Origin of the sequence: Paraburkholderia xenovorans, from assembly GCF_046030735.1 — a bacterium.
GTDB classification, from domain to species: domain Bacteria; phylum Pseudomonadota; class Gammaproteobacteria; order Burkholderiales; family Burkholderiaceae; genus Paraburkholderia; species Paraburkholderia xenovorans_A.
This window is the reverse complement of sequence record NZ_JAQQBV010000032.1, coordinates 47,540-74,421: the sequence shown is the minus strand read 5'-3', so window position 1 is coordinate 74,421 and position 26,882 is coordinate 47,540. Positions and strand designations below refer to the sequence as shown.

28 protein-coding genes are annotated in these 26,882 nt (G+C 60.4%); 15 read left to right on the top strand and 13 right to left on the bottom strand.

What is annotated here, in order from left to right:
• The first annotated feature begins 213 nt into the window (after positions 1 to 213).
• Positions 214 to 1,233: a hypothetical protein gene (locus PQQ51_RS26500; RefSeq protein ID WP_408499932.1), complete on the top strand. Its 1,020-nt coding sequence runs from the start codon at positions 214 to 216 to the stop codon at positions 1,231 to 1,233.
• An 81-nt stretch (positions 1,234 to 1,314) separates the two neighbouring features.
• On the opposite strand, the gene PQQ51_RS26495 is transcribed toward PQQ51_RS26500, so the two are convergent.
• The 5 genes from PQQ51_RS26495 to PQQ51_RS26475 all read right to left on the bottom strand — a co-directional run bounded on the left by PQQ51_RS26495 (position 1,315) and on the right by PQQ51_RS26475 (position 3,640).
• Positions 1,315 to 1,869 carry an NADPH-dependent FMN reductase gene (locus tag PQQ51_RS26495; protein WP_408499930.1) on the bottom strand — a complete coding sequence of 185 codons (555 nt, stop codon included), beginning with the start codon at positions 1,867 to 1,869 and terminating at the stop codon, positions 1,315 to 1,317.
• Between the two features lie 362 nt (positions 1,870 to 2,231).
• The gene (locus PQQ51_RS26490) at positions 2,232 to 2,501 is read right to left on the bottom strand and encodes a DUF6723 family protein (protein WP_408499928.1); all 270 of its coding nucleotides are present in this window, start codon (positions 2,499 to 2,501) and stop codon (positions 2,232 to 2,234) included.
• A gap of 11 nt (positions 2,502 to 2,512) precedes the next feature.
• Positions 2,513 to 2,797 carry a hypothetical protein gene (locus PQQ51_RS26485; RefSeq protein WP_408499926.1) on the bottom strand — a complete coding sequence of 95 codons (285 nt, stop codon included), beginning with the start codon at positions 2,795 to 2,797 and terminating at the stop codon, positions 2,513 to 2,515.
• A 463-nt stretch (positions 2,798 to 3,260) separates the two neighbouring features.
• The gene (locus PQQ51_RS26480; protein WP_408499924.1) at positions 3,261 to 3,392 is read right to left on the bottom strand and encodes a hypothetical protein; all 132 of its coding nucleotides are present in this window, start codon (positions 3,390 to 3,392) and stop codon (positions 3,261 to 3,263) included.
• Complete coding sequence (locus PQQ51_RS26475) at positions 3,389 to 3,640, bottom strand: hypothetical protein (RefSeq protein ID WP_408499922.1); 252 nt, start codon at positions 3,638 to 3,640, stop codon at positions 3,389 to 3,391. The genes PQQ51_RS26480 and PQQ51_RS26475 overlap by 4 nt, the downstream gene beginning before the upstream one ends.
• 199 nt (positions 3,641 to 3,839) lie before the next feature.
• On the opposite strand from PQQ51_RS26475, the gene PQQ51_RS26470 reads away from it, so the two are divergent.
• Positions 3,840 to 4,448, top strand: a complete 609-nt coding sequence (locus tag PQQ51_RS26470) for an RNA polymerase factor sigma-70 (protein ID WP_408499920.1) — start codon at positions 3,840 to 3,842, stop codon at positions 4,446 to 4,448.
• Positions 4,429 to 4,638, top strand: coding sequence for a zf-HC2 domain-containing protein (locus PQQ51_RS26465; RefSeq protein ID WP_408499918.1), 210 nt, complete (start codon positions 4,429 to 4,431; stop codon positions 4,636 to 4,638). Before PQQ51_RS26470 ends, PQQ51_RS26465 begins: the two co-directional genes overlap by 20 nt.
• Positions 4,639 to 4,699: 61 nt before the next feature.
• Here PQQ51_RS26465 and PQQ51_RS26460 read toward each other — a convergent pair whose 3' ends face one another.
• Both PQQ51_RS26460 and PQQ51_RS26455 read right to left on the bottom strand, forming a co-directional pair.
• A complete protein-coding gene (locus PQQ51_RS26460) occupies positions 4,700 to 4,990 on the bottom strand; it encodes a DUF1272 domain-containing protein (RefSeq protein WP_408499916.1) in 291 nt (96 codons plus the stop codon).
• A gap of 145 nt (positions 4,991 to 5,135) precedes the next feature.
• Positions 5,136 to 6,512, bottom strand: a complete 1,377-nt coding sequence (locus tag PQQ51_RS26455) for a GntT/GntP/DsdX family permease (RefSeq protein ID WP_408499914.1) — start codon at positions 6,510 to 6,512, stop codon at positions 5,136 to 5,138.
• Between the two features lie 222 nt (positions 6,513 to 6,734).
• On the opposite strand from PQQ51_RS26455, the gene PQQ51_RS26450 reads away from it, so the two are divergent.
• Positions 6,735 to 7,718, top strand: coding sequence for a sulfonate ABC transporter substrate-binding protein (locus PQQ51_RS26450; RefSeq protein WP_408499913.1), 984 nt, complete (start codon positions 6,735 to 6,737; stop codon positions 7,716 to 7,718).
• Between the two features lie 63 nt (positions 7,719 to 7,781).
• Here PQQ51_RS26450 and arsC read toward each other — a convergent pair whose 3' ends face one another.
• Positions 7,782 to 8,141 carry an arsenate reductase (glutaredoxin) gene (gene arsC, locus PQQ51_RS26445; protein ID WP_408499911.1) on the bottom strand — a complete coding sequence of 120 codons (360 nt, stop codon included), beginning with the start codon at positions 8,139 to 8,141 and terminating at the stop codon, positions 7,782 to 7,784.
• A gap of 942 nt (positions 8,142 to 9,083) precedes the next feature.
• On the opposite strand from arsC, the gene parA reads away from it, so the two are divergent.
• Positions 9,084 to 9,746 carry a ParA family partition ATPase gene (gene parA / locus PQQ51_RS26440; protein ID WP_408499910.1) on the top strand — a complete coding sequence of 221 codons (663 nt, stop codon included), beginning with the start codon at positions 9,084 to 9,086 and terminating at the stop codon, positions 9,744 to 9,746.
• 24 nt (positions 9,747 to 9,770) lie between these two features.
• A complete protein-coding gene (locus tag PQQ51_RS26435; RefSeq protein ID WP_408499909.1) occupies positions 9,771 to 10,826 on the top strand; it encodes a ParB/RepB/Spo0J family partition protein in 1,056 nt (351 codons plus the stop codon).
• Between the two features lie 46 nt (positions 10,827 to 10,872).
• Here PQQ51_RS26435 and PQQ51_RS26430 read toward each other — a convergent pair whose 3' ends face one another.
• Positions 10,873 to 12,216 carry a replication initiation protein gene (locus PQQ51_RS26430; protein WP_408499908.1) on the bottom strand — a complete coding sequence of 448 codons (1,344 nt, stop codon included), beginning with the start codon at positions 12,214 to 12,216 and terminating at the stop codon, positions 10,873 to 10,875.
• A gap of 2,176 nt (positions 12,217 to 14,392) precedes the next feature.
• On the opposite strand from PQQ51_RS26430, the gene PQQ51_RS26425 reads away from it, so the two are divergent.
• Positions 14,393 to 15,598, top strand: coding sequence for a DNA-binding protein (locus PQQ51_RS26425; RefSeq protein WP_408499907.1), 1,206 nt, complete (start codon positions 14,393 to 14,395; stop codon positions 15,596 to 15,598).
• 70 nt (positions 15,599 to 15,668) lie between these two features.
• On the opposite strand, the gene PQQ51_RS26420 is transcribed toward PQQ51_RS26425, so the two are convergent.
• The 3 genes from PQQ51_RS26420 to PQQ51_RS26410 form a co-directional block, all read right to left on the bottom strand.
• On the bottom strand, positions 15,669 to 16,751 hold the full coding sequence (locus tag PQQ51_RS26420) for a tyrosine-type recombinase/integrase (protein ID WP_408499906.1): 1,083 nt from the start codon (positions 16,749 to 16,751) through the stop codon (positions 15,669 to 15,671).
• 69 nt (positions 16,752 to 16,820) lie between these two features.
• Positions 16,821 to 17,222 (bottom strand): DUF2471 family protein, encoded by a 402-nt coding sequence (locus tag PQQ51_RS26415; protein WP_408499905.1) that lies wholly within the window; start codon positions 17,220 to 17,222, stop codon positions 16,821 to 16,823.
• A gap of 105 nt (positions 17,223 to 17,327) precedes the next feature.
• A complete protein-coding gene (locus PQQ51_RS26410; protein WP_408499904.1) occupies positions 17,328 to 17,954 on the bottom strand; it encodes a helix-turn-helix domain-containing protein in 627 nt (208 codons plus the stop codon).
• A 152-nt stretch (positions 17,955 to 18,106) separates the two neighbouring features.
• On the opposite strand from PQQ51_RS26410, the gene kbl reads away from it, so the two are divergent.
• Both kbl and tdh read left to right on the top strand, forming a co-directional pair.
• On the top strand, positions 18,107 to 19,306 hold the full coding sequence (gene kbl / locus PQQ51_RS26405) for a glycine C-acetyltransferase (protein WP_408499903.1): 1,200 nt from the start codon (positions 18,107 to 18,109) through the stop codon (positions 19,304 to 19,306).
• A 12-nt stretch (positions 19,307 to 19,318) separates the two neighbouring features.
• Positions 19,319 to 20,350 carry an L-threonine 3-dehydrogenase, zinc-binding type gene (tdh, locus tag PQQ51_RS26400; protein WP_408499902.1) on the top strand — a complete coding sequence of 344 codons (1,032 nt, stop codon included), beginning with the start codon at positions 19,319 to 19,321 and terminating at the stop codon, positions 20,348 to 20,350.
• Between the two features lie 55 nt (positions 20,351 to 20,405).
• Here tdh and PQQ51_RS26395 read toward each other — a convergent pair whose 3' ends face one another.
• Positions 20,406 to 21,056, bottom strand: coding sequence for a YceI family protein (locus PQQ51_RS26395; protein ID WP_408499901.1), 651 nt, complete (start codon positions 21,054 to 21,056; stop codon positions 20,406 to 20,408).
• 110 nt (positions 21,057 to 21,166) lie between these two features.
• Between PQQ51_RS26395 and PQQ51_RS26390 the strand changes: the two genes are divergently transcribed.
• The 6 genes from PQQ51_RS26390 (at position 21,167) to PQQ51_RS26365 (ending at position 26,843) form a co-directional block, all read left to right on the top strand.
• The gene (locus tag PQQ51_RS26390; protein ID WP_408499900.1) at positions 21,167 to 21,892 is read left to right on the top strand and encodes a TetR/AcrR family transcriptional regulator; all 726 of its coding nucleotides are present in this window, start codon (positions 21,167 to 21,169) and stop codon (positions 21,890 to 21,892) included.
• Positions 21,893 to 21,910: 18 nt separating this feature from the next.
• A complete protein-coding gene (locus tag PQQ51_RS26385) occupies positions 21,911 to 22,390 on the top strand; it encodes a nuclear transport factor 2 family protein (RefSeq protein WP_408499899.1) in 480 nt (159 codons plus the stop codon).
• Positions 22,391 to 22,603: 213 nt separating this feature from the next.
• Entirely contained in the window at positions 22,604 to 23,122 is a 519-nt protein-coding gene (locus PQQ51_RS26380) for a hypothetical protein (protein ID WP_408499898.1), read from the top strand.
• Between the two features lie 556 nt (positions 23,123 to 23,678).
• Complete coding sequence (locus PQQ51_RS26375) at positions 23,679 to 24,767, top strand: glycosyltransferase family 2 protein (protein WP_408499897.1); 1,089 nt, start codon at positions 23,679 to 23,681, stop codon at positions 24,765 to 24,767.
• Positions 24,760 to 25,176: a GtrA family protein gene (locus PQQ51_RS26370; RefSeq protein ID WP_408499896.1), complete on the top strand. Its 417-nt coding sequence runs from the start codon at positions 24,760 to 24,762 to the stop codon at positions 25,174 to 25,176. Before PQQ51_RS26375 ends, PQQ51_RS26370 begins: the two co-directional genes overlap by 8 nt.
• A gap of 173 nt (positions 25,177 to 25,349) precedes the next feature.
• Positions 25,350 to 26,843 carry a glycosyltransferase family 39 protein gene (locus tag PQQ51_RS26365; RefSeq protein WP_408499895.1) on the top strand — a complete coding sequence of 498 codons (1,494 nt, stop codon included), beginning with the start codon at positions 25,350 to 25,352 and terminating at the stop codon, positions 26,841 to 26,843.
• The last annotated feature ends 39 nt before the right edge of the window (positions 26,844 to 26,882 follow it).

Below are 26,882 nucleotides of genomic sequence, written 5' to 3'. Positions count from 1 at the left end.
AAGCGCGAGGGTTCCATCGGCGCGGCAGCGGTGCGGGCCGCGCGCGGGCCCATCCGCGTTGCACGACGGCCCAGGTGGCTCGTGGGCGCGCGCACGGAGGCAAACCCTCACATTCCCGACGGATGCGGCACGAACGTTGCGGCGTATTTCCGAACAAGGAGGGCGGCGCGTTCCCGCGCGGTCCATTCCACGTCAATACGTCGGGAGACAGCCATGCGACACACCGTGATTGGTTTATTCGACACCTACACGCAAGCAGAAAGCGCCCGCGACACGCTTGTGCAGACCGGCTTCGCGCGCGAAGCCATCGAATTGCAGGCGAATCCGGAACCCTCGGTCGGCTCCGCGACAGAAGAAGTTGCCGGTTCTTCGGGCGTGCTCGCGAACATCGAGCGTTTCCTGTCGAGTCTCTTCGCGAGCGGCCCCCGCGCGCCGGATGCCGCTCGCTATACGGAAGCCGTGCGCCGCGGCGCCGTGCTGGTTAGCGTGGCGGCGGCGAGCGAATCGCACGCCGAACTCGCTCGCAATACGTTGACGCGGCTCGGCGCGACCGACATCGGCGAACGTTCGCCGGATCTGGATGCGCAGGCCGAAGCGGGCCGCGAGCATTCGGTACTCGATGAACTCGGCATTGGCGCGATGACGTCCGGCAGGCCGGGCACGTCGAGCGCTGCGGGCCCCGCCAGTGTCGATACGCGCACCGCGCCGCCGATCGAACCGGTCATCGACCCGTTGTATTCCGGCCGCCCGGCCGGCACCGACGCCGAGCCGTTCGTGCCGCCGCCGTTGTCGGAACGGCCGCTGGTCGATCCGGTGATCGACCCGCTCGTCGGCGATGTCGGTCGCAGTCCGATCTCGGCGGCCGGTGTTCCGGGTTCGGGCGCGGTGATGATGCAACCGTCGGAGGTCGTGTCTGAAACGGGGCAGCCGACAGCAGGGCTCGGCGGCCAGATGCCGAACGAGTATCTGGAATACGAGGAAGATTTCCGCACCCACTACGACGAGCAATATGCTGCGGGCGCCGAAGAAACGCGGTACGAGGATTACGTGCCGGCCTATCGTTACGGAGCAGAAATTGCCCACGACACGCGGTATCGCGATCGTCCGTGGGAGGATATCGAGCCGGAAGCTCGCCTTCATTGGGAAACGACTTCGCCCGACAGTACATGGGAGCGTTTCAAGCTCGCCGTGCGGCACGGCTGGGAGCGTGTCACCGGACATCACCACGTGTAAGCGCGATCGGTGACGGCTGTGACGACGCCGGTAGGCCCTCGGCTTGATGGGGGCCTACCGGCGTTTTTGTATGTCGGCTACTTATGCCGCCGCGTGCAGCTTGACCCACGCCACATAACGGTCGACGAAGCTCTGCAGGAACTTGCGCGTTCCGTCGTTCAGAATCTCGCCTTTCTCGTTGATCGCCGTCGCGTCGTGTTTGATGAAAACTTCGGGCTGCGCAAGCGTCGCGACGTCGAGATAACCCAGCACATTGCGCAAATGCTGCTGCGCCAGCGCCGTGCCGGTTGCCCCGAGCGACGTGCCGATCACCGCGCCCGGCTTGTTGCCCCACGAGTTGGTGCCCCACGGCCGCGAGCCCCAGTCGAGCGCGTTTTTCAGCACGCCGGGGATAGAGCGGTTGTATTCAGGCGTGACGAACAGCAGGCCGTCGGCGGCTTTCACGCGCTGCTTCAGGTTTTTCGCGACCTCCGGATAATCGGCGTCGTAATCCTGGCTGTACAGCGGCAACCCGCCGATATCGATGAATTCGAATGTGAAATCGGCAGGCGCGAGTGAAATCACGGCTTGCGCCAACTGGCGGTTGAAGGACTCGCGGCGCAGACTGCCGACGACGACTGCAATGTGATGGGCCATGTTCGCTTCCTTGGTGTGAGGCGCTTGACGCGCGCAGGGATCGAACTGTCCATCATAGGCAAAAGTGGCGTGCCTGAGGGCCGCAATGCAAAACTCCCGCTCCCACTATCCGGGAGTTTGCGATGCGCTTTGACTAACGGTGGATAACCGGACGACCGCTAAAGTTATCCACAGTTTTACTGAATAACCTTGTGGATAACTGGCAATTTTGCCTTGCCAATCAAGCATTGTTTCGGTCTAGGACATTTTGAGGCAAAACGAAGGCAGTCTGAGACAGAACCTGAAATAGCGCGACGGCGATTGACGCGTCCGGCACGCAAAATGCCCCGACCGCGCACGGACATTGCATCAATGCGCACGGGTCATTCCGGCACTGCGATGTCGCCGTCCACCAATTGCCATCCGTAGTTCTCGGCGAACGTCTGAGCGGCTTCGGCCGTGTCGAAGAACGGCATGTCGGCGTGTCCCTGGAATGGGTAGATCACGCGCTCGTCGCTTAACCGTGTGACCTTCAACGTGGGCACGGTACCGCTCGACGTGCGGCGCGACGACGCCGCCACCTGATAGTTCGCACGGCCGGTCAGCACCTCGGCGTGCGCGCCCTGGGCGCGTCTGGAAACCTGGCTTCCCATCGACGCGCGCATCAAAGGCCGACGATCGACTGGCCGGCAACCATGCCGTCGATCACCTGTTCCGCGTAACTGGCCGACGCAATGCGGGCATCGCCGGCGGCGCCGAACGGCGAGCGACTCGGCACGCGAAAGACGCGGCTGCTGGTCAAAGTGTCGTCGGTGCCGCGCCGGCAGATGCGCACGGCGGCGTCGAAGCCCGAGTCGTAATGACGCGCGCCGTCGAGGCTGCGCGGTTGATGCGGATAGACCAGCGGATAAATCTCAAGGCCGCGGTAGCTTCTGATCGTATTGTTCATGGTGGTCGTCTCCGGTGAGGATGTCGCGTGAAGCGTGGCGCTCTGGTATGGGCTCGCCCGGCGCATCGCACCGTTCGCAAGAAACCAGAATATCGATCGACGATGCGCGCAACGAACTCCGGCGTCAGAAAGCCGGCCAGCGACATCGCACAACATGTAGAAGGAAGGGACCCCGACAATCTGGGGCATTGAATGGGGATGCTCGATGCGTCTTGAACCGCGCGGCGCGCAGGAGGAACTGCATGCAGTTGACTCACTGTAACACGTTAGTAGAGTGAGCATTCGACGCATTTGTGGACCGGGCCCGGGCATTGCTTTGGAGTGCCGGGTATTGTTTGCCGATGTTTCGGATCGGGTGTGCAAAAGCAAAAGGGCGCCGTGATGGGCGCCCTTTCTTATTTCTAAAACCGGCTGCTTCGCCGCGAGATGGCTGGCGTGAAAATCCGGCTATCGGGTCGACGGATCAGTTGCCGAAGAACACGTTGCAATACGATGCCGGACCGCTGCATTGAGCCGGCGCAGCAGCATGGGCGGCGCCCGACGCTGCGGCAAACAGGGCGACGGAAGCGATCAGGGCGGAAAGAATGCGTTTCATGGTGCTACTCCTCTTCTGCGTGGGTTGGCGACCGGTGCGATCGATGGAACGAAGAATAGCGATTCGGTGTCCGCTGAAAAACAGCGAAGATGCGAAGACTTTTTTTCAAATAATGAAACAATCGATGAATGATGTTTTTGGCCGCTTTTCGCTTCACGCCGCCGTGTGTGAACGGCCTGCCCCACGGTGGCCTCGATTGTTGCGCTCACACTGCTTGCAATTTCAGCAACAATGTATTTCTTTGTCATAAAGACTGTCTTCGCGCGACTAACAGCATCGACTCACGCGAGGGGCGGCCTCATGTTGAATACCGTTTCGTTTGCGCCGGAACGTGCGAGAGAATGGCGCACGAGCCCTAAAGCCGCGCAAGGAAAACTACGCGTTTATGAACGACCACGATTCACCAGGAGACGCGCGCGCCCGCTACGCGCGGAGACGGAGCGCGCAATGGCGCAAGTGAGCGGCCCGGCGCTTACCGATCCCGTCTATCTGGCGCAACTGCGGCGCGATCTGCTGCGCTTCGCCCGCTTGCAGTTGCGCGATGCCGCCGCGGCCGAAGACGCCGTGCAGGAAGCGCTCGCCGCCGCGTGGACGCAAGCCGAGCGCTTTGCGGCGCAATCCGAGCACAAGACGTGGGTGTTCGGCATCCTGCGGCATAAGCTCGTCGATACACTGCGGGCCCGGCAGCGCACGGTGAACCTGTCGGCGCTCGAATCGGAACTCGACGGCGAATCGCTGCTCGATCGCGAACTCTTCAAAGACAACGGTCACTGGTCGCGCGAAACCAAACCGCGACCGTGGCCCACACCCGAAACCGCGCTGCGCCAGCAACAATTCTGGTCGTTGTTCGAGATGTGTCTGGAGCATCTGCCCGAACACATCGGACGCGTGTTCATGATGCGCGAATTCCTCGATCTCGAGATCGACGCGATCTGCGCGGAACTCCAGTTGACGGCCAATCATTGCAGCGTGCTGATCTATCGCGCGCGATTGCGCTTACGCACGTGCCTCAGCGAACGAGGACTATCCAGCGAGGATGCGAATGGGGAAGTGTAAGAACATCACGCGTTTGTTGTCCGACGCACTCGACCGGCCGCTGACCACCGGCGAATGGGTTGCGATCCGCCTGCATCTGCCGACTTGCAGCGGCTGTCGCAATTACCGCAAACAGATCCGCTTGCTGCGCACGGCCGCGCATACGGTGAGCGGCCTCGGAGCGATCGGGACCAACGGCAGCGACGATTGAAGTGCGTTGCTGCGGACCGGTGCATCGGTTGGGGATCGCGGAGTACGCCGGCCGTCGTTCTTCAACGCTCGCCGGGCGGCGTGTCGCGGTAGCGTTCGAAAAAGCTCGCATGTGATGCGGCATCGATCGAGACTGGATGCGCTTCGGCGCCGGCCGGGTGCCTCGCGAGTTGGGCGCGCGTGCGAATCGGCCGATGCTGGAAGTTGCCACCGCAATTCGGACACACGTTGCGCAGCGTACTGAGCGCGCACACTTCGCAGAAGGTGCATTCGTACGTGCAGATCATCGCGTCGGGCGCGTTCGGCGGCAGCGATTTACCGCATCCTTCGCAGGACGGTCGCAGTTCGAGCATGGGCGGCTCCAGTCGGCGGGCAGGCGAGGTGCCCGATTGCACCTCGCATCCGCCGAACGAGTGTACGCGGGCCAATCGCGCGAAATTGACAGTTCGGTATCAATTCCTGCCACGACATGCCCGGTCTGGCCCACGTCTTACTTCATCAGGTCAGCACGCCCCACAGCACCAGCGTCAGGACAAGTCCGACAACGGAGACGATCGTTTGCAGCACCGACCACACCGCAACGGTCTGCTTCAGCTGCAACCCGAAGTATTCACGCACCATCCAGAAACCGGCGTCGTTCACGTGGCAAAAGAACACCGAGCCCGCGCCGATGGCAAGCGCCATCAGCGAATTGTGCGTCGCGCTGAGCCCCGCGACGACCGGTGCGACGATACCCGCGGTGGTGGTGGTCGCGACCGTCGCCGAGCCGGTGGCCTGGCGCAGCGCCACAGCGATCAGCCATGCCAGCAGAATCAGAGGCAGGTGCGCGCCGACGGCGATCTTGCCGATCGTCGTACTGATGCCCGCCACCACGAGCGCCTGCTTGAGCCCCCCGCCGGCGCCGATGGTCAGCAGCAGCGCGGCGATCGGCGGCAAGCTCTTGCGCAGAATGCCGCCGACGCGATCGCGCGCCATTCCGCGCGACCAGCCCAACGCCACCACGGCGAACAGCACGGTGAGGCCGAGCGCGACCAACGGCTCACCGAGGAAATTAAGCGCGTCGAACAGGAAGGTTTCCGGGTGCAACGCCAGCTTGGCGACCGTGCGGCCGAGCATCAGCGCGACGGGCAACAGAATCGTGATCAATGAAATCGCGAAGCCCGGCGGTTCGGCGGCATTTTCCTGGGCGGTGAAGAGTTTGCCCATTTCTTCCGGCTCGACGACCTTCATCCGTTTGGACAACCAGATGCCATAGACCGGACCCGCAAGAATCACCGCCGGAATCGCGACGATCAGGCCGAGCCCGAGCGTCAGGCCAAGATCAGCATGCAGCGCGCTCACCGCGATCAGCGGACCCGGATGCGGCGGCAGCAGCGCGTGCAGCGTCGTCATGCCGGCCAGCGCGGGGATCGCGATCCGCAGAATCGGCTGTTGCGAGCGGCGCGCCATCACGAAGATGATCGGGACCATCATCACAAGACCCACTTCGAAGAAAAGCGGCAAGCCGATGATCAACGCCACCAGCGCCATCAACCAGGGGAGCGTGCGGGGGGTGGAATGTTTGAGAATGGTGGAGACGAGCCGGTCGGCGGCGCCGGACTCGGCCATCAGCGCGCCGAGCATCGCACCGAGCGCGATGATGATGCCGACATCGCCTAGCAATGCGCCAGCACCTTTGCTGAACGCGCCGGCCACGGCTTCGAGCGGCAGGCCGGCAGAGAAACCCGCGGCGAACGTGCCGACCAGAATCGACAGGAACGGCGCGAGCTTCAGCACGCTGATGAACACGATGATCAGTGCGAGTCCGAGCGCGCAGGACAGGATGAGCTGCGTGTCGTGGGCGGCCCACGGCGCGAGTGTTGTTGCTGGATTCACGATACCCCTTTGGTCAATTTACACGGCCGCGGCGTCGGCGGCACGGATGCCGGATTGTAGCGGCGTCAGAGGGTGTGACGCAGCGACGCGGACAGATTCGTGAGCTTCGCGTGCGTCATGCGATTTGCTTATGCGAATTTATCGGTTTGTCCAGGCTGACAGACGAATTATCGTCGGAGCCAATCGGCCCGTTTTGCGGCCGTCTTTTTACCGAGCACTGTTATGTCCCGTCATCCTATGTTCACGCGACGTGCGTTTATCGCCAGCGTGGGCGCGTCCCTCGCGGCCGCCGCGCTGCCTGTCGCGTCGACCTCCGTGTTCGCCGCCGAAGAGCGAGCGAAGGAATTGCGCATCGGCTATCAGAAAGCCGCGAATACGCTGGTGCTGCTGAAAGCGCACGGCACGCTCGAAAAACGCCTCGCGCCGCTCGGTATCACGGTCAAATGGAACGAGTTTCCTGCCGGCCCGCAGTTACTCGAAGGCTTGAATGTCGGCGCGATCGATTTCGGTTATGTCGGCGAGGCGCCGCCGGTATTTGCACAGGCCGCCGGCGCGAACTTCGTCTACACCGCTTACGAAATTCCGACGCCGCACGCCGAGGGCATTCTGGTGCATCAGGATGCGCCGATCAAAACGCTCGCCGATCTCAAAGGCAAGAAGATCGCGTTCAACAGGGGTTCGGACGTTCACTGGTTTCTGGTCGCAGCGCTTCAGAAAGCCGGTGTGAAGTACAGCGAAATCCAGCCGGTGTTCCTCGCGCCCGCCGATGCACGCGCCGCTTTCGAGCGCGGCTCCATCGATGCATGGGCGATCTGGGATCCGTTCCTCGAAGCTGCGAAACGGCAGTCGAACGCGCGCTTGCTGGCCGACGCGGAAGGCATCGTCAGTCACCATCAGTTTTTCCTGAGCGCACGGCCGTTCGCCGAGCAGAACGGCGATGTACTGGCAATCGTGATGGACGAGGTTAGCAAGGAAGGCGCGTGGGTGCGCGGCCATTACACCGAAGCCGCCGCGCAACTGGCGCCGATTCAGGGACTCGACGCCGGCGTGATCGAAGCCGGCTTGCGGCACTACGCGCACATCTACAAACCTGTCGATGCGACCGTGCTGGCCGAGCAGCAACGTATTGCCGATACCTTCACCGAACTGCGCATCATCCCGACCCGGATCGTGACGAAGGACGCAGCATTGGCGCCTAAAGCCTAAGTGGCGCGTGGGTAGGTGGGCTGGCGATCGGTTGAGGTTTTTTCGGTTTTGGTTCGCTCGCTGTCAGGCGAAGAGCGCTGCTACGTTCTCAGGCGGGCGACCGATAACGGCTCGCCCGTTTCTCACGACGATCGGCCGTTGCAGAAGAATGGGATGCTTCGCCAATGCTTCGTATAACTGAGCGTCGCTCAGTGTGGGATCGGAGAGGTTCAATTCCTTGTATTCGGTCTCGGTGTCCCGAATCATTTCGCGGACGTTGCAGCCGAGTTGTGCGTTCAGGTGCTTCAGTTGCGCGACCGTCAAAGGTTGCTTCAGATATTCGATAACTTCGGTGGGTTCATTCGCGCTGTTGTAAGTGCTGGCGATGAGTTCGCAGGTGGCGCGAGATTTGGAGCAGCGAGGGTTGTGGTAGATCGTGATCATGGGGATGGTTGGCGGGCTTTTGTTGGTGGTGAGTTGGCGGACGGGTCGTGGGGAATTTTAGCGGGCCTCCTGGGGTGTTGGGGATCGATACGCTGCTGAGGGAGTTGGCAGGTGGTGGGGGAGGTGAGTGGGCGTGTTTGTACGTTCTTCTAGTTTCCTCTGAGACCCTCCGCTGGGGGCGAGCGACTTCGTTGATAAAGAGATCTATTGCCGAGGCACATTGCGTGCGGAAAAGGCTCGCAGTCGCTTTCTCGAGGTTCCGAGCGATCTGGGGCAACCGGTGACGAGAAAGCAATTTGCCCTCCCTAACCGCTTCACGTCCCCGTGGAAACACGTCGGTTTATGCGCATAAAGCGGCGTCCTGACCAACCAGAGTTCCGTGGCTTCGAGTGCCCTCATTAGATCCTCCGGAGCACTTAAGCACGTGATGATGTCAGATCATCCGGAGAGTTTTTGCTCTGCCGATATTCTGAGCGACGAGGCATTCACATCCCTCCCTTGCGAGCGCATTCACTGCCGCCTCGCGCAGTCGTCATCGTGATCCCAAGTTTTTTCGGCGGAGGCAACGTCCTTAACCATTACCATCGCAACTGGAGCATTTCCTGGGAATCGAGCCGAGCCTTCGGATCTGCATGCCAACCATCGCATCCGTTGGTGCAGTTTCCCCATCTGATCCGACTCAGGCACCTCTTCTATTTGTTCCCCCTTCTCAAGTTCTTCGGTCCACCCACGCCCCAGTATTCGCCATTCCGACAACGGAGTACCACTCGTTCCCCGTCAAGCAATCGGTCCTGCCCATTCGGACTTCATCGCCCCAACGCCGTCCTTTATGCGCATAAACCTATACCGAATGGCCAATTCTCTTTTTGTTTGTAGAAAAACGATTGAAATGCGAATTCATCTAGGTAAAATCCACGTGCGTCTAAAACGAGGAGGTGAAGATTGGCAGCAGAAATCATCGCGGTAACTCAGCAGAAGGGCGGGGTCGGTAAGAGCACACTTGCGATGCACCTCGGCGCTGCGTTCCATGAGAAAGGTAAGCGCGTTCTTGTCGTAGACGCCGATGGACAAAACACGCTGATTCACTGGGCAAGCGCCTCGTCGGACGGCGAGAACGGCATCCCGTTTCCGGTCGTCAATCTCTCCGAAGCCGGCAGCCAGATCCACCGCGAGATCAAGAAGTTCGTCGCTGACTACGACATCATCATCGTCGACTGCCCGCCCTCCATTACCGAGAAAGTCTCCGGCGTTGTCTTGCTGGCTGCGAGCGTCGCCGTTATACCGACATCGTCATCACCCGCCGACTACTGGTCGAGCGTCGGCTTAGTGAAGCTGGTTCAGCAGGCACAAGTGATGAACGAAGACCTGCGAGCGGTCTTCCTGCTCAACAAGACGGAAGAGAAGCGGATGCTGACGCGCGAACTGAAGCGGGCGTTGGAAGAACTCGGCTTCCCGCTGCTCAAAACCCAGATCCCGACGCGCGAAGCCTATAAACAGGCGATGGCGTTAGGACAGACCGTACTTCAGATGAACGATCGCGGCGCCAAGCTCGCCGCCATCGAAATTCGGGCGTGCGCCAACGAGATCGCCGCCCTGCTTCCCTGACTTTATGCGCATAAAGGACCCTGAATGAAACCCTCCCAATTCGCCAAAGGCTTTCAAGCACGTCCTGACACGACCAGCAGTGAAAAGCGAACCGCCCTCGACCGCCTGAATGCGATTGACGGTCTGGTAAAAAACGGCGCCACGACGGGCGATATCCCGACGCGCGCAAACCAGACGGTTCTGCCCCGCACCGTCGCGGAAATAGATACGGTCGACACCGCCAATGAATCGGCCGCGTACCGTGCGTGGCGCATCGAACACAGTTATCGGCCGGGCCAGGTCATCGAACTTGCACTCAAGACAATCAAGCCGAGCCCGTTCAATCCGCGCCACTTCTATCTGAAATCGTCGATTGCCGAACTTGCTGTGAACCTGGCCAAACAGGGGCAGCAGCAGGCGATTCACGTGATCCCCGATTACGACAATCCCGGCACCTACTTCGTCAGCGACGGCGGCCGGCGCGTTCGGGCACTCAAGGAAGCCAACAAGGAATCGGCAAAGGCGATCGTCATCGATCTGCCGATCGGCATCCAGAGCTATAAGCTCGGCTACGATCTCAACGTCCAGCGCGATTCGCAGACGGTATTCGACAACGCCGTAGTCTGGAAACGCTTTCTCGACGATCGTCACTTCCAAAGTCAGAAGGAACTGGCCGAACATCTTGGACTGGACGAGTCGACCGTCGCCGTGGCGTTATCGATTGCCAAACTACCGGAAGCGGTGATGCACGAGATGGTCGCGCGGCCCGATCGCTTCGGCTCGAACATGGCCTATCAGGTGGGCCGTTATCACACCGCCCGCGGCGCCGATGCGACACTGCGCCTGATCAACAAAATCCTCTCCGACGACCTGAGCACGCGGCAGGTTGCAGACATCGTGAAGGGCCGGGCCACCGCGCAGGAAAGCACGAAGCCAGCGGGGCGGCAGCGCTACGCACAGCGTCTGGAAATCAAGCTCGGGGGAGTGTCCGTCGGCGACCTGAAGTCGTACGGCGACGATCGGATCGAACTGCGGCTAAAGGGTCTCACGCGCGAAAAGCGCGATGAGATTCTTCGCCAGATTGAAAAGATGTTGAAGTAGCAGAGAAACGGTGGCGCATAAAATGCGCCGCCGTTTTGCCAGATGCTTACGCCGCGCGCGATTGGCTCAGTGTGAAAGCGAGCAGGTCGCCATCGGTAGGTTGGCCCCATGTCTTGCGAGCCAGCCAATCGAAGAACGCCGTGTCGACGATCTTCGAATCCAGCCCACGACGACGCCAGTCGTCCCGCAAGTGCGTGCCGAGACCCGGCAATTCGTCATCTTCGAACGACTTCCGCGCGATCTCCCGCTCCGACTCACCTTGTTCCTCGTACAGCTCGCGAGCTTCCTTGCGGCGATAGGCCGAGTATTCGCCGAGCAAGCGGGCTTTGAGGTCGTCGGCCGGTGCGGCGGCCGCTTTGCCGCCGCTTGACGGCAGTGCTTCGACCGGCGGCGCATAACCTTTCTTCAATGCATCCTTGAACAGCGCGGGCGCGCTGCGCACCGCCGGCAACGACGTGCTGCGCATACGTTGCTCGGTCATCTGCAATGCCGCGCGAATCCGGTTTTCCTCGCTATCCGCATAGAGCGTTTGTGCTTCCTTCAGCGGAATACCGATCTTTACCATGCGGTCGACCAACGTGCTATCGAACACATTCGGATGCTCGTCGAGCGCGAGCATCGGCTGCTTGCGCTCGGTCACGCGGAACTGGATCTCGGCGACACGCCGCCCTTCGCGGTGTTCGATCAGCTCGACGAAAATATTCGTGACGGCGTTCACCTCGGCGATGGCCGGGCGCAGGTAATCGCGCTTGAAGTACTTGTACTCGCGTTTTGCCTCGTCGCCTGCCTCGGTATCCGGCGTACCGGACAGGATCGGGCGCCACCATTCCCACGTTTCGCGCATCGTCAGATGGCTCGGGTTTGTCAGGTAACGAACGCAAATCTCGTACAGCGCCAGCCCGGCGCTGCTGCGCAACTGGCTCTGGAACTGCAGACTCAGGCGTGCGTACTGAACCGGATCGAGCAGCTTCTTTTTGATCTTGGGCGCGAAGGAAAACTCGACCCACACTCGACGCGTGGTCGGGTCTTCGAGAATTTCCGCGTCGGCGATCAACGTGGAAATACCCCACTTGCGGCCCGGCTTCTGGCTGGAGGTTCCAGTGCTCCATTCGACCTGCACCGACACCATGCGACGCAGGTGTTCTTTGACGAGTGCGGTGTCGTTGGAATCGAATGCTGAATTGGCGACGATGTCGGACAGCAAGGCCCGATACGTGTCGCCGGACTCGTCCGCTTGCTGGGCGACGGCCAGAAGCACGTTGAACAGCTTGCGGGTAAGCAGCGTGATTTTGCCGCTCTTCGGCTGAATCGCAATGGCCTCGACGGCCTTGCGTAATTCGGCCGAGCTCGGGCTGACTACATCGGTCTTCTTCGCGCGCTTCGTGGCCATGCGTCTGGTCGAGGAGGGATTTGGCGAGAGCATACCGGCTGTGGTGATACACGTCTATAGCACCGCTCTCACCGTTCCCGGTGATGTGAGCTTAGGAGACGCGACTCACCTCGAGCAACTCCCGAAAACCCTCACCTCAGCCGATTCGCGCCAGGTTCGGGGCATCCTTACAGGTCGCGGCCTCCCGAAATCGAGCCGATTTCCGACCCGCTGTGAACAGGAGTTATCGAGTCCCGAATTTCCTCACCTCAAAAAAATCCCGCCGATTTTTGTGACCGGCATTCTCCAAACAGCGTCGACGCGCGTCATTCGAGGGGCTTGGAGCGCGCGTTGGTTGATCCCTTCCGGCGGAAAGGGCGTTAGTCACCGTGAGATGACCGTGGTCGCGGAGAAACCGCCGGAAGCAGTTAGCCGGGCGGCCTCGCTATGTCACCGTATGTCACCGAGGAGGAAACCGGAATGCGGCTCCTACGGGTCAGTCGCTCGTATCGCCCTCGCCACAAGCGCACAAGGGGCTGGGCCGCAGGAAAGAACCGCTGTTTGGCACCCATTCAACCAACGAGCGGGCACAGCTTCACATCATCTGGGAGCTAACCGAACTACGCCGATGCCGCGGCGCGATACCAGTGGCCACGATCGTCTTGCGCCCTTCGGTCCACTACGGCCCTTGCATACCAGCAGAGTCGGGATCCAAGGATTCAGCTACGCCCGTGACCAGCACCCACTCCAGGTCTGGTCCGCAATCTCGACAAAAAAGCGTGCCATGGATACGCCGTGAGCACCACATGAACACTACGCTGCTCGACCGCCCCTGAAAAAGCTCACCTTTGCAACGGCTAGGCGCGTGAAATGACGCGGTCCGCAGCCCTGAAGGGCAAAAAAACACGCCAAAAACAGTCCCGAAAAACCTCACCTTTCGACGTTTCGGGGGGTTTGACACGATGCATCAGGAGCCCCCGAAAAACCTCACCTTTAAAAAATATCCAATATTTTCAGCAACTTACAAATAAAACGCGGACCAAAAATCTACATCGACTCCCGCATACCCTCACCTTGAAGAGCTTGCGAAGGAAAATCCGGCAATCAGACCTCGTAACGGAGAGGTCCTGAAAAACCTCACCTATTGAGTTCAGCCATTCGAAAGTCGGAGCAGATTCGACAACGCCGGTAGGGCGTTTCCGAGCCATAACAGCCATTCTCGTCCCGTAATTCCTCACCTTAACGATCCCAGACGCCGCAAAAGCCTCCCGAAAAACCTCACCTTTAACCAAAACCCGCTCGTCGACCGGCCGACTCTCCAGGACAAATCGCTCCTCCCGAATTTCCTCACCCTCGTTTTTGGCGACCTCGATCGTCGACATCCCGATCGGATAGTTTTCCGCCCAAATCGGCGCTGACTCCCGAAAAACCTCACCTTACCCGCCTAAATGCCTGGTTTTTAGGCAAAAATGACCGCACCTCCCCGGAAAATCTCACCTTCGGTTCGCGTTCTCTCCTGTCTTAACTCACCAAAGGGGTTGCCGAGGCCAATTTAGGGCTCAAAACTGGCGAAAGACAGCGTCCCGAAAACCCTCACCTCTGGTGTATCCGCGCTCTGTACCCTGATTCGTGTGCCGTTGCGGGATCCCGGCCGGCCGGGGCCTGCAAAATCTCACCTTTCACCAAGTCGAATTTCAGGAGCGGTTCCTGAACCCGCTCACGTTCTATCCCGGACCTGCTCACCGAGCTCCCCGAACCTCATCACCCGAGATTCCCGCAAGACCTCACCACCCCTCCCGTAAAGCTTCACCTTGCTGCCGTGTAACCCTTGCCAGGTAAGGCTTTGCCGTGGCGTTAACGTTTTTAACATGGGTTCAAAGGTGTTTACTTTTATTACTCTCTAGACTTCCCCCGAGCGTCCTTCGGACAAGTCCACTGAACACCCGCAGCCAACGTCCAGCGTCCGTGAAACAGTGCTCGATCAGCTGAAAACACCTAAAAGCAGTTTGTTTACAAAGGCTTATCCGCCATTCTTAGTTTTGTTTCACGGAAAAATACGGCGAGATCTGTTGCAGTGAGCCAACCAAGGCCTGTAACCCATCGTTCTCGACCAATTCTGCTCACATCGTATAAATACGTAGCAATCAATACGTAAATTGTTATGATTCATCCAGTTCACGTGACGTAGAGGCAATATATGAATCTGGATCAGGAACGCCAAACCATCCGGGACGAGCTGGAATCGCTCCGAGCGAACGGTGCACGACGGCAAGATCTGTCGCTGCATGCATGCAAACGACTTTTCTTCGATCTTGGAATTCGGCCCTCGATGGCAGCGGTTCGGGATCTCACCCAGACAGGCAGCGCGAGCGACATCCCCAAAGACATCGACAATTTCTGGGAACGCATCAGAACCGTGTCCCGCGTGAAAGTGGGTAGCGGTGCCATTCCAAAAGCGCTCGAAGATCGCGCCGGGGAACTACTGGGCGCACTTTTCGAAGAAGCGGTCGCCCATGCCCAGTCGACGCTCAACGAAGAACGCGAAGAAGTTCGTGCTCAAATCGCAGCCACCGAGCAACAGATCCGCGAAGCTGAAATCCGTCGCGACGCATCTGAAGAGGCGGTCAAGCGCAGCGAACTCCGCGCCGAAGCCGCATGGGAACGCGTTCGCGCGCTCGAAAACCAGCTATCGAGCGCGACCACCCACGGCACCGCTCACCAGGAAAGCTTGCAATCGACAGTTCGGCGACTCGATCAGGAAAATGAAGCGCTCCGGCATCGCCTGGATGCAGAGCAGGCGACTAACGCGACGCTGCGCGACCGGATCGATGCATTGCACGTCGAAATGCGGCAAAACACCGAACACTATGCGCAGCAGATTAAAGACGCCATTGCAGAAGCCGAACGACGCGTCAAGCCGATGCTGGTCGAACTCGACTCGCTACGCAGCATGGCCGCGACCTACCAATCGGGCGTCCGCGACGCTAGCCGCAAGGAATTCGACTTTATCCAACAAATCGCGGCGGCCAAGGCTCGCGGCGACAGGCTTGACGCGCAACTGCGCGAGCAATCGGATGAACTCGACACGTTGACCAAAGAAGTTGCGACGTTGCGCGCGCAACAGGGACTCGACCCGGCGATCGCGGGTTTATTGTGTTCGTTGGTCGAGGCGGGCCGGCTGACCGGTGACGAATTGTCGGCGATCGGCACCGCCGCGGACGGCTTCGTCGCTCTGCCGCTGCGCTGTCCCAAATGTGAGGAAGGTGAGCCCGAGCTATCCCAGGTGGATCACCGCTTTGAGTTGCAGTGCCCGGAGTGCGATCACTCGTCGGGGCTCGGCGAATCAAGACTGGCGGCGGTTAGCCGGTTTTTGTCGAGTGGATCGGTTGCCGCTTCGGCGTGACTCGAAGCGGCCGCAATAGTGGATGAATCGCTAAAGGTGAGGAAATTCGGGACCTGTACGGTGAGTATTTTCAGGACCCCCGCTCTCCCGTTTTTCTCGTCAAACGCCCGTCACGTCTAGGCTCGGGCAAAGGTGGACCAGCCGGATCCGGTTCTTCGACTACCGGCGAATCCTGCTGATCCATCCATGTTTGCCATGCCCGATGCAAACGATTCGCCGACACGGCTTGCACGAATCCCAACCATTGCCCCACCAACTCCGCCTCTACTCCCGTTTCGAACAGATCGGCCGCGAAGGTGTTGCGCAGAGTTTGCGGGCTGGCGCGCGAGGTTCGTGATGCCGCGATCCCAGCCGCATCGACCAATGCATCGACCGCGCGCAACATCGTCGCTTTATGCATCGGCCGGCCGGAGGGCGAGGCGGGAAAAACCAGATTGCCGGCCAGTTCCGCAAGACGCCGTTCCGCAAGCCACGCGTCGACGATCGCAACCGCAAATGGCGCGAGTCGCGTACGCCGCATCAGCATCGGATTGGCCGACTCGATCGTTACCCATGGCGATCCGCTATTCACGCAACTAACTGTAAGCGAAGCGGCTTCGCCGGTTTTCAGTCCGCCACCGAGAAAAACCGCAATCAACGCCCGATCGCGGCGTTCTCTCCAACGCTGCGCAGCGGATAACGTAGTCAAAGGCGAAAACAGATGCGCGGTCAACGCGGCCCGTTCCGCGTGGCTGAGAAAACCGGTTGGCTCGTTATCGCGTGCATTTCGCCAAGCTGCTTCGCCATCTTGCGCAATGAAGCGAGCGGGATTGGTGGACGCCGATTCGATTTCACGCACATGATCCAGCACGCGCTCGATCAGACGCAAATAGCGCACACGTTGTGGTTTTCGTATGTCGAGTCTGGCGACAAAGTCGGCAATGGTGGGTGTGTCGACTGTGGCCAGACTCTTTTGCCGAAGCGCTAGCCATTCGAGAAAAAGTCCCCACTGAGCCTGATAGACCTCAGCGGACGAACGTCTGAAATGTTGCTTGGCGAGCCAGGCATCAAAGGCGATTTGCGGATCGCGGCGCCAGTCTTCGCGTTCCTGATCGAATAGATCAGCTGATGGCGCAGGACGCGGCACGGGGTCGGACAGATGGGGAGGAGACATGAGCTATCTTTCCGTTAGTTGCGCATATTGTAGTTGGCAACCCGCGAAAATCCAGCCTTTGATCGCTTGTCAGTCGCCCCAGGCCCGCGCGCGCTTGAGCGGTGCGGCTTCTTGCGGCAGCGCCTGCGCGGCACGGCGCGCCGCTTCTTCATAGGCCGACACGGCAAACGCGAAGACTGCCGGTAAGGCAGTAGAAGCGCCGAAGTCGACGGTTTCGTCCGTTTCCGGATAAGGCAGATCGGACGGGCGTTGGAACAGCCCGAGCATGATCGCGTCGTGGCGGCTGGCAAAGCCGAGATCCGCGAGTGCTTCAGCCTCGATAGCCTGCAGGAGGCGCCACGTGAGCGGCACCTGCTGGACGATATAGCGCACGGCGATATTGCGCACGATATGTTCGAGATCGCGCGCGGCAGTTTGGTAGCGCCGCGCGGCCAATTCATGGTCGGCAGGCTCGGTCGTCAGGTCGTTCATGGTCGGCTCCAGTCGATACCCTGTACTGTACAAACATACAGTGTTCCGCGCAACCCAAGCCGTCCTTCCTATTCCGACAACGACCAGCACAACCGCGCCCGAAACTCAGCCGTGAATCACCACCAGCAGCGCTTTCGCCTCGCCTTTGCCGGCATTGCGGATCGCATGCGGCTCGTCGGCGACGTAACGCGCGGTGTCGGCGGCCTTGAGCCGTCTCGTCGCACCCGCCGCCTCGATTTCGATCGATCCGTGCAGCACGGTCAGGTGCTCCCGCGTGCCGGGTTCGTGCGCGTTCGACACCAATGCGCCGCCCGGCTGTAGCGTCAGCTCATACCATTCGAACTTGCCCGCCAGTTCGATCGGCCCCCACACGCGCAATTGATATTTGGCCTCGTGCCCGCTCAACGTCGGGATGTCGTGCGGACCGGACACGGCAATCGCTTCCGGCGCTTTTTGCGGCGCGAACAACGAGTCGAGACTGACGCCGAGCGCGTTCGTCAGGCGCCATGCAACCGCGATCGTCGGATTCGCCTTGTCGCGTTCGATCTCCGAGAGCATCGATTTCGACACGCCCGCCGCGCGTGACAGATCGTCGAGTGTCATCCGACGTTCGGCGCGCAGGCGCTGAATCTGATCGCCGACACGCGGCGGCGCCGCGATCGCCGCGACCGACGTCGCGCCTGAAGTGGGTGTCGCGCTGGCTGCCGCGCGCCGTGTCCCCGAACTTGCCATTTACAGACCTATCGTTTAGAGTTGTTCGACATACCGGATTTTAGTTCGGAAAAACGAAAATTTCCGATAAAACTGACAGCCGACTATAACAGGCCGCCGCATCGTCGAATATCCTGGCCGCGAGCGCCAATACCCATTCAGGAGTCTGGTTCATGCGTGACCAATATCTCGCCCATCTGCGGGGCACCCTCGAGCAGATCCGCGCCGACGGCTTTTATAAAAACGAGCGCGTGATCGCCAGCCCCCAGTCGGCCGACGTGCGGCTTGCGAATGGCACGAACGTGCTCAACTTCTGCGCGAACAATTATCTGGGCCTCGCGAACGATGTTCGTCTGGTCGAAGCCGCCAAACAGGGCCTCGATGTCGACGGCTTCGGCATGGCCTCGGTGCGCTTCATTTGCGGCACGCAGACCGTGCACAAAGACCTCGAAAAAGCGCTCGCCGCCTTTCTGCAAACCGACGACTGCATCCTTTACTCGAGCTGCTTCGACGCCAACGGCGGCCTGTTCGAAACGCTGCTCGACGACAACGACGCGATCATCAGCGACGAGCTGAATCACGCGAGCATCATCGATGGCGTGCGGCTTTCCAAAGCAAAGCGCTTTCGCTACAAGAACAACGACCTCGCCGATCTCGAAGCGAAGCTCAAGGAAGCAGATGCCGCCGGCGCGCGCTACAAGCTGATCGCGACAGACGGCGTGTTCTCGATGGACGGCATCATCGCCGATCTCGCGGGCATCTGCGATCTCGCCGACCGCTACGGCGCGCTGGTGATGGTCGACGACTCGCACGCGGTGGGCTTCGTCGGCGAACATGGGCGTGGCACGCCGGAACATTGCGGTGTGCTGAAGCGCGTCGACATCATCACCGGTACGTTGGGTAAAGCGCTGGGCGGCGCATCGGGCGGCTACGTTGCCGCTCGCAAGGAAGTCGTCGAATTGTTGCGTCAGCGTTCGCGTCCGTATCTGTTTTCGAACACGCTTACGCCGAGCATTGCCGCGGCGTCGCTGAAAGTACTCGAACTGCTCGCCAGCGACGAAGGCGCACAACTGCGCAAACGCGTCCGCGAAAACGGCGCACGTTTCCGCACAGCGATGAGCGCGCTCGGCTTCACGCTCGTGCCTGGCGAACATCCGATCATTCCGGTCATGCTCGGCGACGCGCAACTCGCGTCGAACATGGCCGATGCGTTGTTGAAAGAAGGCGTCTACGTGATCGGCTTCTCGTTTCCGGTCGTGCCCAAAGGCCGCGCGCGCATCCGCACGCAGATGAGTGCTGCGCACACGCCCGAACAGATCGACCGCGCGGTGGATGCATTTGCGCGAGTCGGCCGTCAACTCGGCGTGATCTGAACGGAGGCGCACATGAAGGCACTGGCAAAACTCGAACGCGCGCCCGGGCTCACACTCACGGACGTCAAAAAACCCGAAGTCGGTCATAACGATGTGATGATCCGCATCACACGCACCGCGATTTGCGGCACCGACATTCATATCTGGAAATGGGACGACTGGGCGCAAAAGACGATTCCGGTGCCGATGCATGTCGGTCACGAGTACGTCGGCGAGATCGTTGAAATGGGTCAGGAAGTGCGCGGCTTTGCGATCGGCGACCGCGTGTCGGGCGAAGGACATATCACCTGCGGTTTCTGCCGCAACTGTCGCGCGGGGCGCCGGCATTTGTGTCGCAATACGGTGGGCGTCGGCGTGAATCGTGAGGGCGCGTTCGCCGAGTTTCTGGTGATTCCCGCGTTCAACGCGTTCAAGATTCCGCCCGAAATTTCCGATGATCTCGCCGCGATCTTCGATCCGTTCGGCAACGCGACGCACACCGCGCTGTCGTTCAATCTGGTCGGCGAAGACGTGTTGATCACCGGCGCCGGGCCGATCGGCATCATGGCGGTGGCGATTGCAAAACATGTCGGTGCGCGCAACGTGGTGATTACCGACGTCAACGATTATCGTCTCGAACTCGCGCGCAAAATGGGCGCGACGCGCGCGGTGAACGTGTCGCGCGAATCGCTGCGCGACGTGATGGCCGACTTGCACATGGCCGAAGGCTTCGATGTCGGGCTGGAAATGTCCGGCGTGCCGAGCGCTTTTACCAGCATGCTCGAAGCGATGAATCACGGTGGCAAGATCGCGTTGCTCGGCATTCCGCCCGCGCAAACTGCGATCGACTGGACGCAGGTGATCTTCAAGGGCCTCGAGATCAAAGGGGTTTATGGTCGCGAAATGTTCGAGACCTGGTACAAGATGGTCGCGATGTTGCAAAGCGGCCTGGATCTCTCGCCGATCCTCACTCATCACTTCAAGGTCGACGACTATCAGCAGGCGTTCGCCACGATGCTCTCAGGCGAAAGCGGCAAGGTGATTCTCGATTGGACCGCCGCCTGAGCGGACAATCCGATCAGCGCTCGTTCAAAGCGCTTTAAAGACGCCCGCATCGCGCTCACGCGCCTGCGGGCGTTTTGCCGAATTCAGCCTGAATGCGCACGTGAATGTCGTCGCCGACGGCCGGATACCACGTCGCCAGCCCGAACTTCGCGCGGCTGAAATGGCCGTCTGCGGAAAAGCCCAGCGTGTCTTTCTTCGTTAGCGGATCGCGCGCGAAGCCATTGAAGGTGACGTCCAGCGTGACCGGTTGCGTGACGCCGTGAATCGTCAGATCGCCGGTCAGCGTGCCGCGCGATTCGCCGGTGCGCGCGAAGCGTGTGCTGACAAAGCGCACTTCCGGATAACGCGCCACGTCGAGCAGGCTGTCGCTTTTCACCATCTTGTCGAGTAGCGGCACGTTCGTGTCGATGCTTGCAGCGTCGATCGTGATCGCTACCGTGCTCTTGTCCATCCCGCCTTCGTTCCACTGGAGCTGCCCCTGCTTGCGATCGAAGCGCATTGTAAAGCGCGAGTACTTGAAGTGGTCGACGTCGAAGGTAATGCTGCAGTGGTCGTGATCGAGATCGTATTGACCGGCCGGCACACGCGCCTCGTTCTGGCTGACGCTGTGGGTGAGAACCTGCACGGGTGTGCAGGCGGCAGCGGCCAGCAGCACCGCGCCGAGTAATGTGCGCACGAAAGCGGCGCGGGCAATAGAGGCATTCATGAGCTTCGTTCCGGTTGATCGATCGTCGTCACGATAGCAGCTTGCGTCAAGAAACCGCAGAAGCAGCATAAAGTCTTGACGAGGGAGAATGATCGTTCTACCCTTCGCCTATGGCTACCCGAACACGAATTACCGCGCAAACCGAAACCCCGACCGAGGCCGCTGCAACCGGCAGCGCGCGAGAGCGGCTGCTTGCCGCTGCGGAGGCGTTGATCTACGCGGGCGGCATCCACGCAACCGGCGTCGACGCAATCGTCAAGCAGTCCGGCACGGCGCGCAAAAGCTTCTACACCCATTTCGAATCGAAAGATGCGCTCGTTGCCGCCGCGCTGGAGCGGCGCGACGAACGCTGGATGAACTGGTTTATCGCCGGTACGCAGCAGCGTGGCGAGCGCGCGCGGCAACGCCTGCTCGGCATGTTCGACGTACTGCGCGAGTGGTTCGCTTCAGCGGATTTTCACGGCTGTGCGTTTCTGAACGCCGCCGGCGAAATCGCTTCGGCGGAGGATCCGATCCGGATCGTCGCGCGTGAACACAAGGAGCGCCTGCTCGCGTTCGTCCGGACGCAATGCGATGTCTTTGCCGTGGAATCCGCTATGGACGCGAGCCGCGTGGCGCAATTGTCGCGGCAATGGCTGGTTTTGCTCGACGGCGCGATTGCCGTCGCTTTGGTGAGCGGCGAGGCCGACGCGGCGCTCGACGCGCGTGCGGTCGCCGAGGCTTTGCTCGAAAGCGAAGACCCGACCGGCTCGACGCGCGACACCGGTAAGCCGAGCACGAAGCCGAGCACGAAGCCGAGCACCAAACGACCGCCATCCCGGCGAATCGAACCGTAATCTGACCGAGGACTCACCATGACCGATACGATCGAAACCCGTCCACCGCTGCCGCCGTTCACACGCGAAACCGCGATCCAGAAAGTACGTGCCGCGGAAGACGGCTGGAATACCCGCGACCCCGAGCGCGTGTCGCTCGCGTACACGCCGGACAGCGTGTGGCGCAATCGCGCCGAGTTCACGCACGGCCGTGCGGAGATCGTCGGCTTGCTGCGCCGCAAATGGGCGAAAGAACTCGACTACCGGCTGATCAAGGAACTGTGGGCGTTTACAGAGAACCGCATCGCGGTGCGCTTCGCGTACGAATGGCATGACGATTCGAACAACTGGTTCCGCTCATACGGCAATGAAAATTGGGAATTCGACGAGCACGGTTTGATGGCGCGCCGTCATGCGAGTATCAACGATCTGCCGATTCGCGAATCCGACCGCCTGTATCACTGGCCGCTTGGCCGCCGTCCTGATGACCATCCGGGTCTGTCCGACCTCGGTCTTTGATCACGCGACGTGAAACGCGCGATGCGCGTTCACCGCTCTGCCATCGGTTCTCCGCTATTGTTGCGTCTGCGCCGTGGGGCACGTGTTGTGCCCGGGCGCCCGAGCGCGTCCTCGACATCGGCTGTGCGGCTTGAGGTACAGTGCGCGACGGACAGCAAACAGGCATAACCAGAACATTGATGACATCGGCACGCGACCGGTGGCGGAGAACACATGCATTGTCGGCAGATCAACAAAAACATTCGAAATATCGCGGTCGGCCTCGTTGCGAGCCTGACGGTCGCTTCGTCCGCGTATGCGGGCGACTGGTGCGGAGGCGGCATATGGGTCGACGCGATGCTCGGCTCGTACCACATCAACCCTGACCCGAACACGCATTTCGACCAGTTCAACCCTGGCCTCGGCGTGGAATGCTGGATCAACAATCAATGGGCGGTGACGGCAGGCGGCTTCCGCAACTCGCTGCGCCGGCCTTCTTACTACGGCGGCGGCGTTTGGGCGCCGGAGTTCGCGCACTGGGGCATCGTGCGGATTGCGGCGATCGGCGGAATTATCTCCGGCTACAACTACGGCAACTGGGGTCTTGGCCGCGATCACACGATCGGGCCGGTGGTCGCACCGATCGTGATGCTCGAATACAAACGCGTCGGCGCAAACTTCATTGTGATTCCGCCGATTCCTTCCGACGATTTGCCGTTTACGATTGGGTTTCAGGTGAAGGTGAAGTTTTAGGCGGATGCCTACGCGCGGAGCCGAAGAATCTGATGAAAAACTCCCAAGCGTTAGGGCCATCGTTGTCGAGCACGAAAACCGTCGAAAAGGTCAGGATTCCCGGATAAGCGGAGGCTGGCTGTAAGCACGGTCGGCAAGCAACGTTTCGCAAAGGTGAGACGTTCCAGGATGGTGAGCCCTTCCAGGAGATGTCCTCACCGATCGCCATCTCACCTCCCGCGGTGAAAAAGATATCGAATCCGCACGCACCTCTCACAAGGTGAGGATTTCCAGGGAGTCAACGCAAAGCCGCTCATCGGTGATGCCGACAACCTCCAATACTTCACCAACACTCCAGCTCTGCTCCTCGCTAAAAAGCGAAAAATTCGAAGCGGCACCTCACCTCAGGGATTGCCCGCACCCCGCACCCCGCGCGCGCGCTCAGGCAATGTGGGACGACGAACAAACGTTCAGACCGATCCCCGATACATTGGCCTTCAACGTCCCGACACGCGCGCGCAGCGCCGGGCGGCCCATTCACCGTACTCGTCGGCTGTGCTGTTGAGAGAGGCGAAACATGATTTATGTCGGTCGCGACGAACTACTGGCCTCGCCGCTCTTGAGAGAACGCTATCCGGAAGTACCGGGTCTCGGCGACAGCCGTGTGCCGCCCGCGCAGGCCCAGGCGACCTCCGTCGCCCACCAGGCGGAAGTAAAAACCGCGCTGCTGTCGCTCGTCGTCCCGTTCTTCAACGAAGAGGAAATGATCGCGCAGTTCTTCGACGCCACGCTGCCGGTGCTCGAAGCGATCGACGGTGTGAAGTTCGAAATCGTCTGCGTTAACGACGGCAGTCGCGACAGCACGTTGGCGAAGTTGCTGGCTCGGTCCGCGATGGACGGGCGCATTCACGTGATCGATCTCACACGCAACTTCGGCAAGGAAGCGGCGTTGTCGGCGGGACTCGACGAAGCCGCGGGCGACATCGTCGTACCGTTCGATGCCGATCTGCAAGACCCACCGCACGTGATCGTGCAACTGGTGAGCAAGTGGCGCGAAGGCTACGACGTCGTGCTCGCGCGCCGCAGCAACCGCGACTCCGACTCCGCGCTGAAACGGGTGACGGCGGCGCAGTTCTATCGTATGCACAACGCCGTCTGCGATACGCACATTCCGGAAAACGTCGGTGACTTTCGTCTGATTACGCGCGAGGTGGTCGACGCGCTGAAGAAATTGCCGGAAACGCGACGTTTCATGAAGGGACTATTCGCATGGGTCGGTTACCGCACGGCGGTAGTCGACTATGTACGCGAGCCGCGCGCGGCGGGAACCTCGAAATTCTCCGGCTGGAAGCTGTGGAATTTCGCGCTCGAAGGGTTCACGAGTTTCAGCACGCTACCGCTGCGCGTATGGACATATATCGGCAGCTTTGTCGCGCTCGGCGCATTTTTCTATGCGGCGTTCCTTGTTACGCGCACGCTGATCCAGGGCATTGCCGTGCCGGGTTACGCGTCGATCCTGACGGTCGTCCTGTTGCTGGGAGGCGTGCAGTTGATCGGCATTGGCGTGTTGGGCGAGTACATCGGGCGAATTTATGTCGAGTCCAAAAAACGGCCCGTGTATCTCGTGAAAAGCCGATACCGCAAGCCTGGCGCGAGTCATGATTGAGCGGGCGTCCGCGGCGCGCTTCGTCGCTTATGCCGCAGTGGGCGCGCTCGGCACGCTTGCGCAGTACGTGGTGTTGATCGCCACGGTGCATGCCGGCCTCGCGACACCGGCAGTCGGATCGATGGTGGGCGCAAGCGTCGGCGCGTTGATCAATTACGGGCTGAATCATCGCGTGACGTTCCGCTCCACTGCGAGCCATCGCTCGACATTGCCGAAGTTCGCGGCAATCGCATGCCTCGGCGTGCTGGTCAACGGAATGGTGATGAAGGTGCTCGCGGAAAGCCACCACGTGAATTACCTGTTCGCGCAGATCGTCGCGACCGGGCTGGTTCTGGTGATGACGTTCCTGATCAATTCCGCATGGACGTTCAAGCCGCAGCAACGTGCTCAAACGAGTGCGCGCCCGTAGTCGGTTCGCAATCCGGGTTTAAACACAATGCAGCCACAGAGAGCGCCGCAATGATGCCGTCCAAAACAATAGAAACACCGGGGAATCAACAAACGATCGTCGACAGGCACACGCTTTTCAACGGCGATCGAATCTCACGACTACTGACTCGCGTAAAGTCGATCGGCTGGTTCATGCCCACGGTCGTGCTGGTGTTGCTGCTGGCTTTCGTGTTTCGTCTGCCGACGCTGTCCGAGCGATCGGTGTGGATGGACGAAGCCTATAGCTACTGGTTCTCGAATCTTTCGTGGACTGCGCTGTGGACCCAGACGCCGTTCTATGAAACGCATCCGCCGTTCTATTACTCGCTGCTGAAAATCTGGACGTGGGCCGCGGGATCGTCCGAAGCCGGCATGCGGTCGCTTTCGGTGGCGGCGAGTTTGGCGACGGTTGCCGTCACTGCGTTCGCGCCGCGTCTGCTCGGGTTCGGAAACCGCTACGACCGGATCGGCTTTGTCGCGGCCTTTTTGCTCGCGATCAATCAAGGAAGCATCGAGTACGCGCAGCAAGCGCGGCCCTACGCGATGCAAACGCTGTTTGCCACGCTGATGATCGTCGCATCGGCGGCGTTGCTCAAACGCCTTCTGATCGATGCGCGCGACTCGGCCGAATCGTCGTCGTTAAAACTGGCTTACCTGCCGGCAGGGATCTACGCCGGCGTGACGCTGTGGTTGCACAACACGAGTCCCTTCATCATCTTCGGTAACTGGATCGGCATGTTCGGCGCCGTTCTGCTGTTCTCGACGAATCGTCGCCGCGACCTGATCGTGTCGATCAAGGCATTGCTCGTCGCGTTGCTGATCTGGGCGCCGTGCATTCCAATCGCGTTCATCGAATCGAAGACGGTGGCCGGTTCCTTCTGGGCGTCGATCTCGCCGAAGATGCTCACATGGCCGTTCACGCTTGCCGCTGGCGGCAAGTTCGCTTTCGTGCCGGCAAGCGTCGTCGCGGTACTCGCGTGGTTGCGTCTCTACAAGACCAGCCGTGCGTTCGCTGTTTATGTCGTCGGCGTCGTGTTCATTCCGGTGGCCGGCGTGTTCACGGCGTCCTATCTGATCAAGCCGATTTTCGTCACGCGCACCTTCGAATGGATTGCTCCAGTGTTTCTGTTTGTCGTTGCGCTCGGTCTTTTTTTGCCGGGCAGGATGCAGAAGCTGAAGTTCGTGATCTTGCCGGTTATGGCGTTGATGTGCGTAGGCCAGGACATCGGCTATTACCGAAGCAACACACAGGACTTGCGCGGTGCCGCTCAATACCTCGCGTCGAAATATCAGCCGGGCGATCTCGTGATGGTCTATCCGAACGAATTGCAGTTGGGTCTCGACTACTACACGCGCGATCAATCGGTCACGCTGAACATCGCGGCATTGCCTGCGGCGTATCCCGCCGTCGATATGCCGCGGCCGTATCTTCAAAGCAATAAAGGCGCGCCGTCGATCATCGAAAGCGATCGCCCGCAAATCAAAGCGCTGCTCGCCGCGCATAAACGCATCTGGTTCGTCGGTAAATTGACCGAGCCGGATAACAATATGAACGTCATTTCCAGCGAGCTTTATCACGCGTTGGGGATGCCGTTGTCGTCGGCGGATTTTGTCGATACACCGGTCGTGCTGTTCGCGAAGCGGTAACGGTAGCAGCAGCGACCGTAACAAAGAAACGTTTCGCGC

Coding starts and splice junctions, on each gene's coding strand:
- PQQ51_RS26500 (WP_408499932.1), top strand. CDS start 214: ATGCGACACACCGTGATTGGTTTATTCGACACCTACACGCAAGCAGAA.
- PQQ51_RS26495 (WP_408499930.1), bottom strand. CDS start 1,869: ATGGCCCATCACATTGCAGTCGTCGTCGGCAGTCTGCGCCGCGAGTCC.
- PQQ51_RS26490 (WP_408499928.1), bottom strand. CDS start 2,501: ATGGGAAGCCAGGTTTCCAGACGCGCCCAGGGCGCGCACGCCGAGGTG.
- PQQ51_RS26485 (WP_408499926.1), bottom strand. CDS start 2,797: ATGAACAATACGATCAGAAGCTACCGCGGCCTTGAGATTTATCCGCTG.
- PQQ51_RS26480 (WP_408499924.1), bottom strand. CDS start 3,392: ATGAAACGCATTCTTTCCGCCCTGATCGCTTCCGTCGCCCTGTTTGCC.
- PQQ51_RS26475 (WP_408499922.1), bottom strand. CDS start 3,640: ATGACAAAGAAATACATTGTTGCTGAAATTGCAAGCAGTGTGAGCGCA.
- PQQ51_RS26470 (WP_408499920.1), top strand. CDS start 3,840: ATGGCGCAAGTGAGCGGCCCGGCGCTTACCGATCCCGTCTATCTGGCG.
- PQQ51_RS26465 (WP_408499918.1), top strand. CDS start 4,429: ATGCGAATGGGGAAGTGTAAGAACATCACGCGTTTGTTGTCCGACGCA.
- PQQ51_RS26460 (WP_408499916.1), bottom strand. CDS start 4,990: ATGCTCGAACTGCGACCGTCCTGCGAAGGATGCGGTAAATCGCTGCCG.
- PQQ51_RS26450 (WP_408499913.1), top strand. CDS start 6,735: ATGTCCCGTCATCCTATGTTCACGCGACGTGCGTTTATCGCCAGCGTG.
- arsC (WP_408499911.1), bottom strand. CDS start 8,141: ATGATCACGATCTACCACAACCCTCGCTGCTCCAAATCTCGCGCCACC.
- PQQ51_RS26435 (WP_408499909.1), top strand. CDS start 9,771: ATGAAACCCTCCCAATTCGCCAAAGGCTTTCAAGCACGTCCTGACACG.
- PQQ51_RS26430 (WP_408499908.1), bottom strand. CDS start 12,216: ATGGCCACGAAGCGCGCGAAGAAGACCGATGTAGTCAGCCCGAGCTCG.
- PQQ51_RS26425 (WP_408499907.1), top strand. CDS start 14,393: ATGAATCTGGATCAGGAACGCCAAACCATCCGGGACGAGCTGGAATCG.
- PQQ51_RS26420 (WP_408499906.1), bottom strand. CDS start 16,751: ATGTCTCCTCCCCATCTGTCCGACCCCGTGCCGCGTCCTGCGCCATCA.
- PQQ51_RS26415 (WP_408499905.1), bottom strand. CDS start 17,222: ATGAACGACCTGACGACCGAGCCTGCCGACCATGAATTGGCCGCGCGG.
- PQQ51_RS26410 (WP_408499904.1), bottom strand. CDS start 17,954: ATGGCAAGTTCGGGGACACGGCGCGCGGCAGCCAGCGCGACACCCACT.
- kbl (WP_408499903.1), top strand. CDS start 18,107: ATGCGTGACCAATATCTCGCCCATCTGCGGGGCACCCTCGAGCAGATC.
- tdh (WP_408499902.1), top strand. CDS start 19,319: ATGAAGGCACTGGCAAAACTCGAACGCGCGCCCGGGCTCACACTCACG.
- PQQ51_RS26395 (WP_408499901.1), bottom strand. CDS start 21,056: ATGAATGCCTCTATTGCCCGCGCCGCTTTCGTGCGCACATTACTCGGC.
- PQQ51_RS26390 (WP_408499900.1), top strand. CDS start 21,167: ATGGCTACCCGAACACGAATTACCGCGCAAACCGAAACCCCGACCGAG.
- PQQ51_RS26385 (WP_408499899.1), top strand. CDS start 21,911: ATGACCGATACGATCGAAACCCGTCCACCGCTGCCGCCGTTCACACGC.
- PQQ51_RS26380 (WP_408499898.1), top strand. CDS start 22,604: ATGCATTGTCGGCAGATCAACAAAAACATTCGAAATATCGCGGTCGGC.
- PQQ51_RS26375 (WP_408499897.1), top strand. CDS start 23,679: ATGATTTATGTCGGTCGCGACGAACTACTGGCCTCGCCGCTCTTGAGA.
- PQQ51_RS26370 (WP_408499896.1), top strand. CDS start 24,760: ATGATTGAGCGGGCGTCCGCGGCGCGCTTCGTCGCTTATGCCGCAGTG.
- PQQ51_RS26365 (WP_408499895.1), top strand. CDS start 25,350: ATGCCCACGGTCGTGCTGGTGTTGCTGCTGGCTTTCGTGTTTCGTCTG.